General features: G+C 68.4%; 13 protein-coding genes. 5 read left to right on the forward strand and 8 right to left on the reverse strand.

Going from position 1 to position 12,944, the window contains the following annotated elements:
* Positions 1-4 precede the first annotated feature (4 nt).
* The 3 genes from G6N44_RS01325 to G6N44_RS01335 are packed head-to-tail and all read right to left on the reverse strand — an operon-like array spanning position 5 to position 3,563.
* Positions 5-931: a lytic transglycosylase domain-containing protein gene (locus tag G6N44_RS01325; RefSeq protein WP_163660446.1), complete on the reverse strand. Its 927-nt coding sequence runs from the start codon at positions 929-931 to the stop codon at positions 5-7.
* A 26-nt stretch (positions 932-957) separates the two neighbouring features.
* Positions 958-2,484 (reverse strand): leucyl aminopeptidase, encoded by a 1,527-nt coding sequence (locus G6N44_RS01330; protein ID WP_163660448.1) that lies wholly within the window; start codon positions 2,482-2,484, stop codon positions 958-960.
* On the reverse strand, positions 2,472-3,563 hold the full coding sequence (locus G6N44_RS01335; RefSeq protein WP_235682914.1) for an adenylate/guanylate cyclase domain-containing protein: 1,092 nt from the start codon (positions 3,561-3,563) through the stop codon (positions 2,472-2,474). Before G6N44_RS01335 ends, G6N44_RS01330 begins: the two co-directional genes overlap by 13 nt.
* Before the next feature lie 54 nt (positions 3,564-3,617).
* On the opposite strand from G6N44_RS01335, the gene gcvT reads away from it, so the two are divergent.
* The 3 genes from gcvT to G6N44_RS01350 all read left to right on the forward strand — a co-directional run bounded on the left by gcvT (position 3,618) and on the right by G6N44_RS01350 (position 7,688).
* Positions 3,618-4,724, forward strand: coding sequence for a glycine cleavage system aminomethyltransferase GcvT (gcvT, locus tag G6N44_RS01340; RefSeq protein WP_163660452.1), 1,107 nt, complete (start codon positions 3,618-3,620; stop codon positions 4,722-4,724).
* Positions 4,725-4,746: 22 nt separating this feature from the next.
* Positions 4,747-5,853 carry a branched-chain amino acid aminotransferase gene (locus tag G6N44_RS01345; protein ID WP_163660454.1) on the forward strand — a complete coding sequence of 369 codons (1,107 nt, stop codon included), beginning with the start codon at positions 4,747-4,749 and terminating at the stop codon, positions 5,851-5,853.
* A 74-nt stretch (positions 5,854-5,927) separates the two neighbouring features.
* Complete coding sequence (locus G6N44_RS01350; protein WP_163660456.1) at positions 5,928-7,688, forward strand: autotransporter outer membrane beta-barrel domain-containing protein; 1,761 nt, start codon at positions 5,928-5,930, stop codon at positions 7,686-7,688.
* On the opposite strand, the gene G6N44_RS01355 is transcribed toward G6N44_RS01350, so the two are convergent.
* The 4 genes from G6N44_RS01355 to G6N44_RS01370 are packed head-to-tail and all read right to left on the reverse strand — an operon-like array spanning position 7,615 to position 10,629.
* Positions 7,615-8,340, reverse strand: a complete 726-nt coding sequence (locus G6N44_RS01355; RefSeq protein ID WP_163660458.1) for an adenosylcobinamide-GDP ribazoletransferase — start codon at positions 8,338-8,340, stop codon at positions 7,615-7,617. The two genes, G6N44_RS01350 and G6N44_RS01355, sit on opposite strands and share 74 nt — an antisense overlap.
* Positions 8,337-9,398: a nicotinate-nucleotide--dimethylbenzimidazole phosphoribosyltransferase gene (gene cobT / locus G6N44_RS01360; protein ID WP_163660460.1), complete on the reverse strand. Its 1,062-nt coding sequence runs from the start codon at positions 9,396-9,398 to the stop codon at positions 8,337-8,339. The genes G6N44_RS01355 and cobT overlap by 4 nt, the downstream gene beginning before the upstream one ends.
* On the reverse strand, positions 9,395-9,925 hold the full coding sequence (locus tag G6N44_RS01365; RefSeq protein WP_163660462.1) for a bifunctional adenosylcobinamide kinase/adenosylcobinamide-phosphate guanylyltransferase: 531 nt from the start codon (positions 9,923-9,925) through the stop codon (positions 9,395-9,397). Before G6N44_RS01365 ends, cobT begins: the two co-directional genes overlap by 4 nt.
* Before the next feature lie 23 nt (positions 9,926-9,948).
* A complete protein-coding gene (locus tag G6N44_RS01370) occupies positions 9,949-10,629 on the reverse strand; it encodes a DUF3043 domain-containing protein (protein WP_372508222.1) in 681 nt (226 codons plus the stop codon).
* A gap of 145 nt (positions 10,630-10,774) precedes the next feature.
* Here G6N44_RS01370 and G6N44_RS01375 point away from each other — a divergent pair, with 145 nt between their 5' ends.
* Entirely contained in the window at positions 10,775-11,131 is a 357-nt protein-coding gene (locus G6N44_RS01375) for a HesB/IscA family protein (protein WP_163660466.1), read from the forward strand.
* A gap of 21 nt (positions 11,132-11,152) precedes the next feature.
* Here G6N44_RS01375 and G6N44_RS01380 read toward each other — a convergent pair whose 3' ends face one another.
* Positions 11,153-11,779, reverse strand: coding sequence for an Rv0361 family membrane protein (locus tag G6N44_RS01380; protein WP_163660468.1), 627 nt, complete (start codon positions 11,777-11,779; stop codon positions 11,153-11,155).
* Positions 11,780-11,951: 172 nt separating this feature from the next.
* Here G6N44_RS01380 and G6N44_RS01385 point away from each other — a divergent pair, with 172 nt between their 5' ends.
* Positions 11,952-12,926, forward strand: a complete 975-nt coding sequence (locus G6N44_RS01385) for a carbohydrate kinase family protein (protein WP_163660470.1) — start codon at positions 11,952-11,954, stop codon at positions 12,924-12,926.
* Positions 12,927-12,944: the final 18 nt, after the last annotated feature.

The raw sequence follows: 12,944 nt of genomic DNA on the forward strand, positions 1-12,944 counted from the left end.
ACCGCTACTGCGGATGCGCGGTGAGGTATTCGCCGACGGGGATCCGCGATTCGGCGGCATACCCGATGGGCAGCAGCACGTCACCGGCGGTGGAGACGTAATAGACGTCCCAGCGGTAGAACGCGCCGAATGCCGCGGGATCGGCGGCCATCGCGGTGGCATAGTCGGTGACCGCTCGCACGTACGCGTCGGCGTTGTTGTACCGGAACAGGGCGTGGTCGGGGTTGTCCGCAAAACCGTTGGCGGCCAGGTAATTCCCGGCAGCCATGATGCTGTCCCGAGGTGAGTGGATATCACCACCCAGGCCGTACGCCGCGAAGGTGGACGGCATGAACTGCATGGGGCCCTGTGCCCCGGCCGTGCTGTCACCGGCCACGCTGCCGAAGTGCGTCTCGATCAGGTTGATCGCGGCCAGGTAATGCCAGTCCACACCGGAGGCGGCTTCGGCGTCGCGGTAGGCGCTGACCAGCATGTCGGCCGGGGGCGGCGGGTTGATGCGCCACGCGGGCAGCGTGTCCTTGGGGTGGGCCAGGGTGGCGAGCTGCCGCCGCGCGTCGACATTGCGGTCATAGAACGCGACCAGTTCGCCGGGGATCCGGGGACGGATGATCCCGTCCCATTCGGGGTGACGGCCGATCGCCCGGTAGGCGACCTGTTGGCGGCGGGCGGCCTGCGTCAGCGCCGGCTCCGGAGTCGACGGGTCGCGCAGTGCCCGCTCGTCGGCAACGAGGTCGTCGGCCAGCCGGACGGGGTCCGCAGCCAGGCGGGGTTGCGCGCCGACCGGGGCGGCGGGTGTGGATGCCGGCGGGTGCGTCGTCGACATCGTCGTGCTGGGTGGAGCCGCGGGCGGCGGGTCCGGTGAGCCCGAACAGCCGGCGACAGCTGCGCCCAACGTGAAGAAAATGGCCAGGTTCTGGAGAAATCTCGCCATCTTGTTCACGTTGGGCGGGAACATGACTAGCCGTTCGCGGCGATATCTTCCAGGACCGCGAACATCGTGCGCGTCGGGACTCCGGTGCCGCCCTTGGGGGTGTAACCCCAAGCGCCCCCGGTGTTGTAGGCAGGGGCGGCGATGTCGATGTGCGTCCACTGGACTCCGTCTGCGACGAACTCGCGCAGGTAGGTGCCCGCGACCAGCATCCCGGCATAGCGGGACCCGCTGACGTTGGCCAGATCGGCCACCGAGGACTTCAGATCATCCTTGAGTTCCTCGGGCAACGGCATGGCCCAGGCGTTTTCACCGGCGGCCTGCGACAGCGTCGCAACCCGGTCGCGGAACTCCTCGCTGCCCATGACACCCGGTGTGCGAGAGCCCAGCGCGACGGTCTGGGCGCCGGTCAGCGTCGAGGTCTCGATCAGGTAATCGGGGTCGTCCTCGCAGGCCCGCACGATGGCATCGGCCAGGATCAGTCGGCCCTCGGCGTCGGTGTTGAGCACTTCGACGGTGATCCCGCCGTACTGGGTGAGCACGTCGCCCGGACGCTGCGCGGTCGCCGACGGCATGTTCTCGGCCATCGGCACGGTCGCGATGACCTCGATGGGCAGTTTCTGCCTGGCGGCCAGCACCACGGTCGCGATGACCGCCGCCGCACCACCCATGTCCGAGGTCATGTGGTGCATATTGGCCGCCGGCTTGATCGAGATGCCGCCGGTGTCGAAGGTGATGCCCTTGCCGACCAGCGCGACGCGCTTGCTCTTCTTGCCGCCCCGGTGGGTCAGTCGCACCAGACGCGGCGGACGCGAGGACCCCTTGCCGACCCCCACGATGCCGCCGTAGCCCGCCTTGGTCAGGGCCTTGTCGTCGAGCACCTCGACCTCAAGCCCGGCAGACTCACCCAAAGTCTTTGCCCGCTTGGCGAATTCGTCGGGAAACAGGTGGCTGGGCGGGGTGTTGACGAAGTCGCGGGCAATCGCGACCGCCGAAGCGATGTCTACCGCGCGCTGTGCCTGCGCCTTCGTCGCTGCCGTGGTGTCGGCGGTCAGCGCGGTGACCGCGGTCAGGCCGGCGTCTTTCGGTGCGGTCTTGGCGCTACGGAAGTCGCTGAATCGGTAGGCGCCCAGGATCAGGCCCTCGACGGCGGCTTCCAGATCGATGTGGGACAGCGTGGTGATGACCTTCTCGGTGCCGTTCAGTGACCGCGCCGCGGTACCGGCAGCCCGGCGGATCGCATCGGCGGGCCACTCGTCGCGGGGCGTGCCGAGGCCGACAACCAGCACGCTGGCGACCGGAAGCGACGGCACGGGCACCCTGGTGACCTGGTCGGTGCCACCCTTCGCGCCGAGGGCCTTGAGCGCGACCTCGATCTCGCCGACCGCCTCGGCGTCGAGGAACGGGTTGCCGACGACGGTGGCGGTTGCGTCGTCATCGGGTCCGCTGACCACGGGAACGATCAGCACGGCGTCGCTCCTGCGTTTGGGCAGCGACGCACTGACGGTGACGTTGGGAACCTGGTAACCGGGATTTGCGGGGCTCACCCCGCCCACCCTAGACGCAGCGGATACGCCGTGACCGGTGCGTCGAAACCCTTCAGTGTCAGCGAGCGAGCCGCGGCGAACGCCCGCTCGTCGAGGAGCCCACACAGCGGTTCGGATACCAGGATCTGGCTGGGTGCGGCGGCGGCGACGAGACGGGCCGCCCGATTCACCGGGTTACCGAAATAATCGCCACCGATGGCCAGCACCTCGCCGAAATCAAGTCCGGCCCGCACCTGCAGGTGGGCGTCGGCGGCCCGTGGGTGAGTTACCAGGTCGATGGCAACCTGGAGCAGTTCGGCGGGCTCGGAGCCCACCCACATGATGGCGTCCCCGATGAACTTGACCACGCGACAACCGGCGGCGTGCACGACCTCGGTGCTGATGGCGCTGAACTCGTTGAGCAGTGCCGACAGTTCGGTACTGGTCAACATCTGGGTGAGCGCGGTGAACCCCGACAGATCGGCAAAACCGATGCCACACAACACATCCGAAGATCCGTCGCGGGCCACATGCTCGAAATAGCTGCGTGCGCTCATCACATGGTGGCGGTGCACGGCGTCGATCATCGAGCCGATCCGCGGGATGAATCCGGCCGCGACCCGGTACGCCTTGGCGGTGGTGAGCTCATCGTGGGTGATGTTGAGCTGAATGTCGGGCGTACTGGCCCGGCTCATCGACGACAGCGCTTCGGCCAGGCGGGCCATACCCGAACCGATCACCCGCAGCAGGCCGGTGGCCTCGACGTCGCCGACCAGCACCCGCAGCTCCGCCCAGGTGCGCAAGGTCTCCACATCGGCCCGGCTCAGGGTCCTCACATCGCAACCGGACACGGTCAGACCCAGCGCGGCCCACGCCCGCTGCACGTCTTCCAGCGGGACATCGATCTCGGCGGCCACGTCGGCCAGACAGTATTCCGGTGGGCCCGACCACTGCAGGACATCCCCGGCCAGTCCGAACAACCGGCCCCGGGACTCCGCCTCGATCATCTGCTCAGCAGTGAAACCCAGCCTGTCGAGGTACTCGATGAGCGGGGCGCGCCCACGAGCGTCGGCAATCCCGGCGGCTGCCAGTGCATCGAAATCGACCACCAGTCCAGTGTGCAGTTTGGTGGCCCGATCGGGCAGGCAGATTAGGGTGAACTCGTGAGTGACGACCTGCTGCACGGCCCGTTGGAAGACCGCCACCGCGAACTGGGGGCCAGTTTTGCCGAGTTCGGCGGCTGGCTGATGCCGGTGTCCTATGCCGGGACCGTCGCCGAGCACAACGCCACCCGCGAGTCCGTCGGCCTGTTCGACGTCAGCCACCTGGGAAAGGCCCTGGTCAAAGGGCCCGGTGCGGCTGCCTACGTCAACTCGGCGTTTACCAACGACCTGAACCGGATCGGACCGGGTAAGGCGCAGTACACCCTGTGCTGCACAGAAAACGGAGGCGCCGCGGGGGTTATCGACGACCTGATCGCCTACTACGTCTCCGACGACGAGATCTTCCTGGTGCCCAACGCCGCCAACACCGCCGCGGTGGTCGCCGAACTGAAAAAGCATGCTCCCGACGGGCTCACCATCACCGACGAGCACCGCTCGTATGCGGTGCTGGCGGTGCAGGGGCCGAAATCCACCGAGGTACTGGCCGCGCTCGGGCTGCCCACCGAGATGGACTACATGGGTTACGTCGACGCGGATTACGACGGCGTGTTCGTGCGGGTCTGCCGCACCGGTTACACCGGTGAACACGGCTATGAGCTGCTACCGGACTGGGACCGCGCCGGCGTGGTGTTCGACGCCCTGGTGGCGGCGGTGCGCGCGGCTGGCGGAGAACCCGCGGGCCTGGGTGCCCGCGACACCCTGCGCACCGAGATGGGCTACCCGCTGCACGGTCACGAGCTGTCGCTGGACATCTCGCCGCTGCAGGCCCGCTGCGGCTGGGCGATCGGCTGGAAGAAGGATGCGTTCTGGGGGCGCGATGCGTTGCTGGCCGAGAAGCAGGCCGGCCCGGCACGCGTGCTGCGCGGCCTCAAAGCGGTCGGCCGCGGGGTATTGCGCGCCGATCTCGCGGTGCTCGACGGGGACACCCGGATCGGCACCACGACGTCGGGGACGTTCTCGCCGTCGCTGAAAGTCGGTATCGCACTGGCGCTCATCGACACTGCCCACGACATCGCCGACGGGCAGCGGGTGAGTGTGGACGTGCGTGGCCGCGCTGTCGAGTGCGAAGTGGTCAAGCCACCGTTTGTGGCCGCGAAAACACGTTAGCCTCGGGCGATACAATCGCTGCATGACTAGCGGCCATCTCGAGTTCACGGTTTCAGCCAATGCGAATCCGGCGACCGATGCGGTACGCGAATCGATCTTGGCCAACCCCGGCTTCGGCAAGTTCCACACCGACCACATGGTGGCCATCGACTACACCGCCGGGCAGGGCTGGCACGACGCACGGGTGATCCCGTACGGGCCGATCGAACTCGACCCGTCGTCCATCGTCCTGCACTACGCGCAGGAAGTGTTCGAGGGGCTCAAGGCCTATCGGTGGGCGGACGGCTCGATCGTGTCGTTCCGGCCGGAGTCCAATGCGCAGCGGTTGCGTGCCTCCTCGCGGCGGCTCGCCATCCCGGAACTTCCCGAGGACGTGTTCATCGAGTCGCTTCGTCAGCTCATCGCGGCCGACGAGAAGTGGGTGCCCGCCGCCGGTGGTGAGGAGTCGCTGTACCTGCGGCCGTTCGTGATCGCCACCGAACCGGGGTTGGGTGTGCGTCCGGCCAACGAGTACCGCTACCTGGTGATCGGCTCACCGGCCGGGGCCTACTTCAAGGGCGGCGTCAAACCGGTCAGTGTGTGGCTGTCACACGAGTACGTGCGCGCCTCACCCGGCGGCACCGGCGCGGCCAAATTCGGCGGCAACTACGCGGCCTCACTGCTGGCTCAGGCTCAGGCCGCCGACAACGGCTGCGACCAGGTGGTGTGGCTGGACGCGATCGAGCGCCGCTACGTCGAAGAGATGGGCGGCATGAACCTGTTCTTCGTCTTCGGCAGCGGCGGTTCGGCCCGGCTCGTCACACCGGAGCTGTCCGGCTCGCTGTTGCCGGGAATCACGCGAGAATCCTTGCTGCAGTTGGCCACCGACGCCGGCTTCGCGGTCGAAGAACGCAAGATCGACGTCGACGAATGGCAGAAGAAGGCCGCCGCCGGCGAGATCACCGAGGTGTTCGCCTGCGGGACCGCCGCGGTGATCACCCCGGTGTCGAGGGTCAAGTACGCGGACGGCGAGTTCACCATCGCCGACGGACAACCCGGCGAGATCACCATGGCTCTACGCGACACCCTGACCGGGATCCAGCGGGGCACCTTCGCCGATACGCACGGGTGGATGTCCCGGCTGAACTAGCGGTTTCTCCCCGAATGACGTGAGGTGCGCGCAGAATTGATCTGACCTGCGCAGTCAATTTGGGGGAGGCCGTCATGGCACTCGTAGCGGGATTCGATCCGGCCAACAGCGGGCAGCAACCAGTCGACGAGAACGGTGCGGCGGTGCCGGTCGGCGTGTGGGGTGATTCCGATATCGGCGGCGGCGTGTTCGGCAGCAGTGGGGTTCTGCCGAGCGGCACCACCGTGCCCATCGATCCGCCCGCCGGCGTCGAGGGTCACGGCGCCGACGGTCCCGGTGTGGTGGGCCGCAGTCCCGCCGGAAACGGTGTCATCGGCGAAAGTTTGCAGGCGCCAGGTGTTCTGGCGCGCAGCTCCTCGGCCTCGGGGTTGCTCGGGGTGACCTTCAGCCCCACCGACGACTCACACGGGGTGTTCGGTTCCAGCACCACGGGCGGCAACGGAGTCACCGGCTTCGTGGGTGGTGCAACCGGGGTGATCGGCAGCAGTATCGATGGCTTCGGGGTGCGTGGCACCAGCGGTGACAATGCCGGTGTCATGGGTATCAGCTTCGCCGACGGCGGCAGTGCCCCAGGCGTATTCGGCACCGGCGACAACACCATGGGGGTACTGGGCACCAGTAGCAACGGTCCCGGCGTGTACGGCGTCAGCCAGGCGACCGATGCCATTGCCGGTCTCACCTACGGCGTCGGGGTCTCCGGGGTGTCGGGACGGCACGTCGTCGCGGATTCGACCGGGTCCGGAGTCTCCGGACACAGCCGCAGCGGCACCGGCGTCCGAGGCAGCAGCGACGACGACGCAGGTGTGCGCGGAGTCAGCCTGTCCTCCGACGGCACGACCGGCCTCACCATCGGTTCCGGTCACGGGGTGTCCGGCGTGCATTTCTCCGCCGACCCCGGTGGCGGGGTCTCGGGTCTCAGCGTGATCGGAAACGGCGTCGAGGGCTTCACCTTCGCCGACAGTCGGCGCAACCCCGACGTGGCAGCCGTCCGCGGTCAATGTGCCAACGGCTTCGCCGGGCTGTTCGTGGGACGGGTGCGGGTGACGGGGTTTCTCAGCAAGAGTGGCGGCGGGTTCACCGTCGATCACCCGGCCGATCCGGCGAACCGGTATCTGTCGCACTCCTTCGTCGAGTCCCCGGACATGCTCAACGTCTACAGCGGCACGGTGACCACGGACCGGTCCGGGCGGGCGCGGGTGAAGCTGCCGTCGTACTTCGAGGCACTCAACCGGGACTTCCGCTACCAGCTGACCGTGATCGGCACCTTCAGCCAGGCGGTGGTCTCCGAGGAGATCAAGGACAATGCGTTCACGATCGCCACCGACACCGGTCGGGTCAAGGTGTGCTGGCAGGTCACCGGGGTGCGCAAAGATGCCTGGGCCGAGGCGAATCGGGTCACCCCCGAGCAGCGCAAGCCCGACGGCGAGCGGGGTAAATACCTGCATCCCGAACTGTTCGGGCCCAAGGCGGCGGCACTGCATCCGGCTCCACCCGCCCGGGTCGCCGAAGTGGTCCCGGCGGAACTGGGTGACTGGGCCGAGCGGTTGCCCGCCGACCTGGGTGCGGTGCCGGGCAGGAAACTGACCGGTTATCTGACCAGGGCCCGGCGGGTACTCCGGGCCGCGTGGGCCGCCGATCGCAGGCGGGTCGAGAAGCGGCTGGGCGCCGTCCCGGAGTTTCCGCCGCCGGCAGTGGGACGCGCCGAACTGCAGGAGCAGTGGCAGGCCGTGCAGGCCGCGGTGGCGGCGATACCTCCGCAGATCAGCGAATCGCCAGGCCGAGCGCGGCCAGCGTCGTCGTCACCTCGACGGCGGCGCCCAACACGTCGCCGGTGATACCGCCGAACCGCCGCACGCAGTGGGCGACCAGCAGCGCCGAACAGCCCACCGCCACCAGCACCACGACCGGGCCCTGCCACATTCGTGGGCCAGCCCATACGGCCGTCGTGGCGACGGCGATCACCCACGCGACCACCAGGGCCGGCGATTGGCTGCCCGCCACGGCGCCCCCCAGCGAGCTGCCGACCGCCGCGGGCACCGAACGGCGGCAGGCGAGGACTGCCGCGACGCGGCCCGCGGCGACGGCGACGACGATTGCTACCGCACCGAGCTGGTTGAATGCCATTGCCTGACAACCGATCACCACGATCACCGCGGCAACGCCGAACGGTCCGGCCGACCCGTCGCGCATGACCGCCAGTGCCCGCTCCGGTGGGCCGTAGCACCCCAGACCGTCGACCGTGTCGCAGAACCCGTCGATGTGCAGCCCGCGGGTGGTCAGCAGAAGGACGGCCACCGCCACCACGCCGGGCAGTGCACTGCTGGTACCGAAGGCCCACTGGCCACCGGCCACCACCGCGGCCGCCAGTGCGCCGAGCGTCAGACCGACCACCGGCAGGGCGGTGAGCGCGCCTCGGCCGATACCGGCCGAAGTTCTCACCGGCAGCACCGTGCCGAAGGCGAAGGCCCCGCCGAGTGCGGAAATCATGGCGCTTCTTCGGAGATTCCGGCCTCGTCAAAAGTTGCCATCGAGGCCAGTGTGGCGATCGCGGCCCGCACGATCGGCAGCGCCACCGCGGCGCCGGTACCTTCGCCCAGACGCATGCCGAGGTCGATGATCGGCTCCAGCCCCAACTGGGACAGCGCCAGGCTGTGGGCCGGTTCGGTCGACCGATGACCGGCCTGCCACCATGCCCGCGCGCCCGGTGCCAGGTTCTCGGCCACCAGGGCCGCGGCCGTCGCCACCAGTCCGTCCAGCAGAACCGGCGTGCGCCGCACCGCAGCCTGGGCCAGGAACCCGGCCATCGCGGCCAGGTCGGCACCGCCGCACACCCGCAAGAGGCCCAGCGGATCGCCGGTCACGGTGCGGGCTCGGTAGAGCGCGTCGCGTACCGCACCGGTCTTGCGCATCCAGCCGAGGTCGTCGATACCGGTGCCGCGGCCCACCACGACGACAGGTTCGGCACCGGTCAGTGCTGCCACCAAAGTTGTTGCAGCCGTGGTATTTCCGATGCCCATATCGCCGGCGATGAGCAGGTCGGCGCCGGCGTCGATCTCCTCATCGGCGATCTGGCGGCCTGCTTCCACCGCTGCCGCCGCCTCCTCGGCGCTCAGTGCATCTTCCACCGCGATGTTGCCGGAGCTGCGGCGCACCTTGTGGGCGCCGATCGCAGGCGACAGCGGTTGATCGCAGTCGACGGCGATGTCGGCGACCCGCACAGTGGCTCCGGCCACCTCGGCCAGCACGTTGATCGCGGCCCCACCGGCGTCGAAGTTCGCCACCATCTGGCCGGTCACTGCGGAGGGGAACGCCGAAACGCCCGCGGCGGTGACGCCGTGGTCGGCCGCGAAGACCACCACGCGTGCCCGGGTGAGCGCTCGCGGCGGGCACACACCCTGGCACGAGGCGGCCCAGACCGCGAGTTCTTCCAGCCGGCCGAGCGAACCGGGCGGCTTGGTGAGCTGGGCTTGGCGGTCCCACGCCGCCGCGGCCACCTCGGCATCCGGTGCGGTGACCGGGGCGAAGAGCGCATCCGATTCCGTCATGACGGCTCCTTCACCGTGAGCGGTTGGCCGGCCACCACCAGCACCACGCGGTCGCACACCGCGGCCAGGCGCTGATTGACCGTGCCCAGTTCATCGGCGAACCGGCGTCCCGCCTCGGTCGCGGGGACCACGGTCAGCCCGACCTCCGGGCTGACCAAGACCAGGGGAGCGGCGAATGCGGCGACCGCCTGCACGAGGTCGTCGGCTTCGGGGCCCACCGGTGTTCCGGTCCAGGCATCCAGCCGGTCCATGGTCGCGGTGAGCCAGCCGCCGATGTCGTCGACGAGCGTTGCGGTGGCCGGTACCTCACCCAGATCGGCGGCCAGGTCGGTCGTCTCCACGGTGCGCCAATGCCCGGGACGACGGGCCCGATGTGCGCTGATCCGGCCGGCCCAGGCCGCATCGCCGTCGGCGGCGCGACCGGTGGCCACATAACGGACCGGCGCCCCTTCGGCGGCGTGTGCAATGGTCGTTTCGGCCCACTGGGATTTACCCGATCGGATACCGCCGAGCACCAGGGTGCGCACTCGTCAGGCCGCCTGGAACGGCATCAAGAGATCTTGTCGCCGCGGTCGACCACTGGTCGTGGTGCCCGCATACGGCGTAGCTGCGAGGCCCGGCTGGCCGCGTAAAGACCGAGCTTCCAACCGCTTTCGGTGTTGTCAGGGAATTTCTGGTCCACCATGCGGTTGACCTTGCGGCCGACGATGACGCCGTCGATCAGCATGACGACCACCAGGATCAACATCGCGTAGGACAGGAGCTGCTGGAACTTCAGCGACGGCAGCGCCAGCATGAAGAAGATCATCGCCAGGGCGGCCGGCATGAACAGGCCGAGCACATTGCGGCGGGAGTCGACGACGTCACGGACGTAGCGGCGAACCGGGCCCTTGTCGCGGGGCAGCAGGTAGGACTCCTCGCCGGCCATCATCTTCTCGCGGCGTTCGCTCATGTCGGCCCGGCGGGTGAGGCGCTCGAGCTTGCGCTCTTCCTTGGACAGCTTCGGCCCGCGCAGTTCCTTGCGCCGCGCCCGGGCTTCGGCGGAGGTCAGCGGGGCGGGGGCCACCGGTCCGCGTCGTTTGGTGGCCTCATTGCGCTTGGGCGTCGGCCTGCCCTTGGGCGCGGTGCCCGCCGTTGATTCTGCGGACCCGCCGACGTTCGTGACCTGGTCGGTCCCGGCAGGTTCGCCTTCGTTGTCCTTATTACGGCCCAGCAGCTTCACGACTGCCAGGTTACTGCCCGCCGCAGGTGACCCGGCCACACGCCCCGGCCTGTGGATAAGTCGGGAATAGCGTCGGAACAAGGTACCGTTGAGGTAGTAGACGCGCGGTACATCCACGCGTTTCCTTGATGCCCCGGGATCCTTAGGGAGAGCTATGACTGTTCAGGACGCCAGCACCACCGAAACCCACGGTGCGACCCTGTCCGACGCTGCGGCGACGAAGGCGAAGGCGCTGCTGGACCAGGAAGGCCGCGACGACCTCGCGCTGCGCATCGCGGTGCAGCCGGGCGGCTGTGCCGGCCTGCGCTACAACCTGTTCTTCGACGACCGCGCCCTCGACGGTGACCTCACCAGCGAGTTCGGCGGCGTCAAGCTGGTCGTGGACCGGATGAGCGCGCCGTACATCCAGGGCGCGATCATCGACTTCGTCGACTCCATCGAGAAGCAGGGCTTCACGATCGACAACCCGAATGCCACCGGCTCCTGCGCCTGCGGCGACTCCTTCAACTGACCTGAGCTGACGGCCCGGCGGTCAATACAGGCCGCTGGTGCGCAGCACATACGAGCACACCAGAACGTGCTCGTTCTTCCCGTCCCTCTGCACCAGTAGCTGTGCCACGCCCTGCTGTTCCTCGTTGATCGGGCGTTGTCCGCGTGCGGACCCACCGGTCGGCGCCACCCGCATGGTGAACAGCACCTGGGCTTGGGTCGCGGACCATGGCACGTTCTCGTCGATAGCCGTCACTTCGACATGGCTGAACTGCTTGCGGAATGCGTCGCTGGCCAGACCGGCCACCGCGAGATCAGCCCTGCGGTCCTTCACCCCGTCGTACAACCCGCACAGGGTGTGCCGCGCAATCGTTTCGGCGTCTCCGTCGGTCAGTGCATCCAGGTATTCCTGGATCGCGGCCTGCGCCCGCGCGTCGGAGACCACCACCGGTGCCGAAGGTCCGCGGCGGCCGGTGACCAGTACCGCGGTCAACACACCTCCCAGCGCCGCGAACACCAGCAGGGCGGCCAGAATTTTCGGCCAGCGGCGCCGCTTCGGGTAGGGCACCGGCGGCGGCAGTGTGCCGGGGTAGGACGACGGTGCGGTCGGCGCCGGTTCGGGATACGTCTGCGGCGGAATGTGCTCGGGGTACTGGTAGGAACCAGTCATCAAATGACGCTCCCCGCGTGATCTGGAGGTGGGTCAGCCGTCTACGGTGACCGGGAATACGGTTATACGCAGGTTAGCGCAACCCGCGAAGCACGACCGTGCGCGCAGATCGCCGAAAGACGTGCGCGGGTACTGTTATGTAGCCGACTTAACGAAATGAGGGGTGCACTACGTGACCATCGCAGTTACCGGATCCATCGCGACCGACCACCTGATGCGGTTCCCGGGCAAATTCTCCGAGCAACTGCTGGCCGACCACCTGCAGAAGGTGTCGCTGAGTTTCCTGGTCGACGATCTGGTGATTCACCGCGGGGGAGTCGCGGGCAACATGGCCTTCGCGATCGGCATCCTCGGCGGCGACGTGGCCCTCGTCGGGGCCGCAGGTCAGGATTTCGGTGAATACCGCACCTGGCTGGAGGGCGCCAACGTCGACTGCGGCAGCGTGCTGATCTCCGACAGCGCCTACACCGCCCGCTTCGTCTGCACCACCGATGAGGACATGGCCCAGATCGCCTCGTTCTACCCCGGTGCCATGTCGGAGGCCCGCAATATCTCCCTGGCAGATCTGGTGGCCCGCGTCGGGAAACCGGAATTGGTGATCATCGGCGCCAACGATCCCGAGGCGATGTTCCTGCACACCGAGGAGTGCCGCAAGCTCGGCCTGGCCTTCGCCGCCGACCCGTCCCAGCAGCTGGCCCGGCTCTCCGGCGAGGAGATCCGCCAACTCATCAACGGCGCCGCCTACCTGTTCACCAACGATTACGAGTGGGACCTGCTGCTGCAGAAGTCGGGGTGGAGCGAGGCGCAGGTGATGAGCCAGATCGGCATGCGCGTCACCACCCTCGGCGCCAAGGGGGTCGACCTGGTCAGCTCGGATGGCACGTTCGTGCACGTCGGCGTGGTGCCGGAAAAGCATCAGGCCGACCCCACCGGCATCGGCGACGCGTTCCGGGCGGGCTTCCTGACCGGCCGCAGTGCGGGACTGGGCCTGGAGCGCTCGGCTCAGTTGGCATCTCTGGTCGCGGTCCTGGTGCTCGAGGCGACCGGCCCGCAGGAATGGACCTGGGACCCGGCCGAGGCAGTGCAGCGGCTCACCGACGCCTATGGCGCCGAGGCAGGTGCCGAGATCGGTAAAGCGCTGGCCTGACCGTGCCGATACCGCGGT

The organism is Mycolicibacterium alvei, from assembly GCF_010727325.1.
Lineage (GTDB): Bacteria > Actinomycetota > Actinomycetes > Mycobacteriales > Mycobacteriaceae > Mycobacterium > Mycobacterium alvei.

Bases quoted from the DNA above. Each gene is read 5' to 3' on its own strand.
- G6N44_RS01325 (WP_163660446.1), bottom strand. From the start codon at position 931: ATGGCGAGATTTCTCCAGAACCTGGCCATTTTCTTCACGTTGGGCGCA.
- G6N44_RS01345 (WP_163660454.1), top strand. From the start codon at position 4,747: ATGACTAGCGGCCATCTCGAGTTCACGGTTTCAGCCAATGCGAATCCG.
- G6N44_RS01350 (WP_163660456.1), top strand. From the start codon at position 5,928: ATGGCACTCGTAGCGGGATTCGATCCGGCCAACAGCGGGCAGCAACCA.
- G6N44_RS01355 (WP_163660458.1), bottom strand. From the start codon at position 8,340: ATGATTTCCGCACTCGGCGGGGCCTTCGCCTTCGGCACGGTGCTGCCG.
- cobT (WP_163660460.1), bottom strand. From the start codon at position 9,398: ATGACGGAATCGGATGCGCTCTTCGCCCCGGTCACCGCACCGGATGCC.
- G6N44_RS01375 (WP_163660466.1), top strand. From the start codon at position 10,775: ATGACTGTTCAGGACGCCAGCACCACCGAAACCCACGGTGCGACCCTG.
- G6N44_RS01380 (WP_163660468.1), bottom strand. From the start codon at position 11,779: ATGACTGGTTCCTACCAGTACCCCGAGCACATTCCGCCGCAGACGTAT.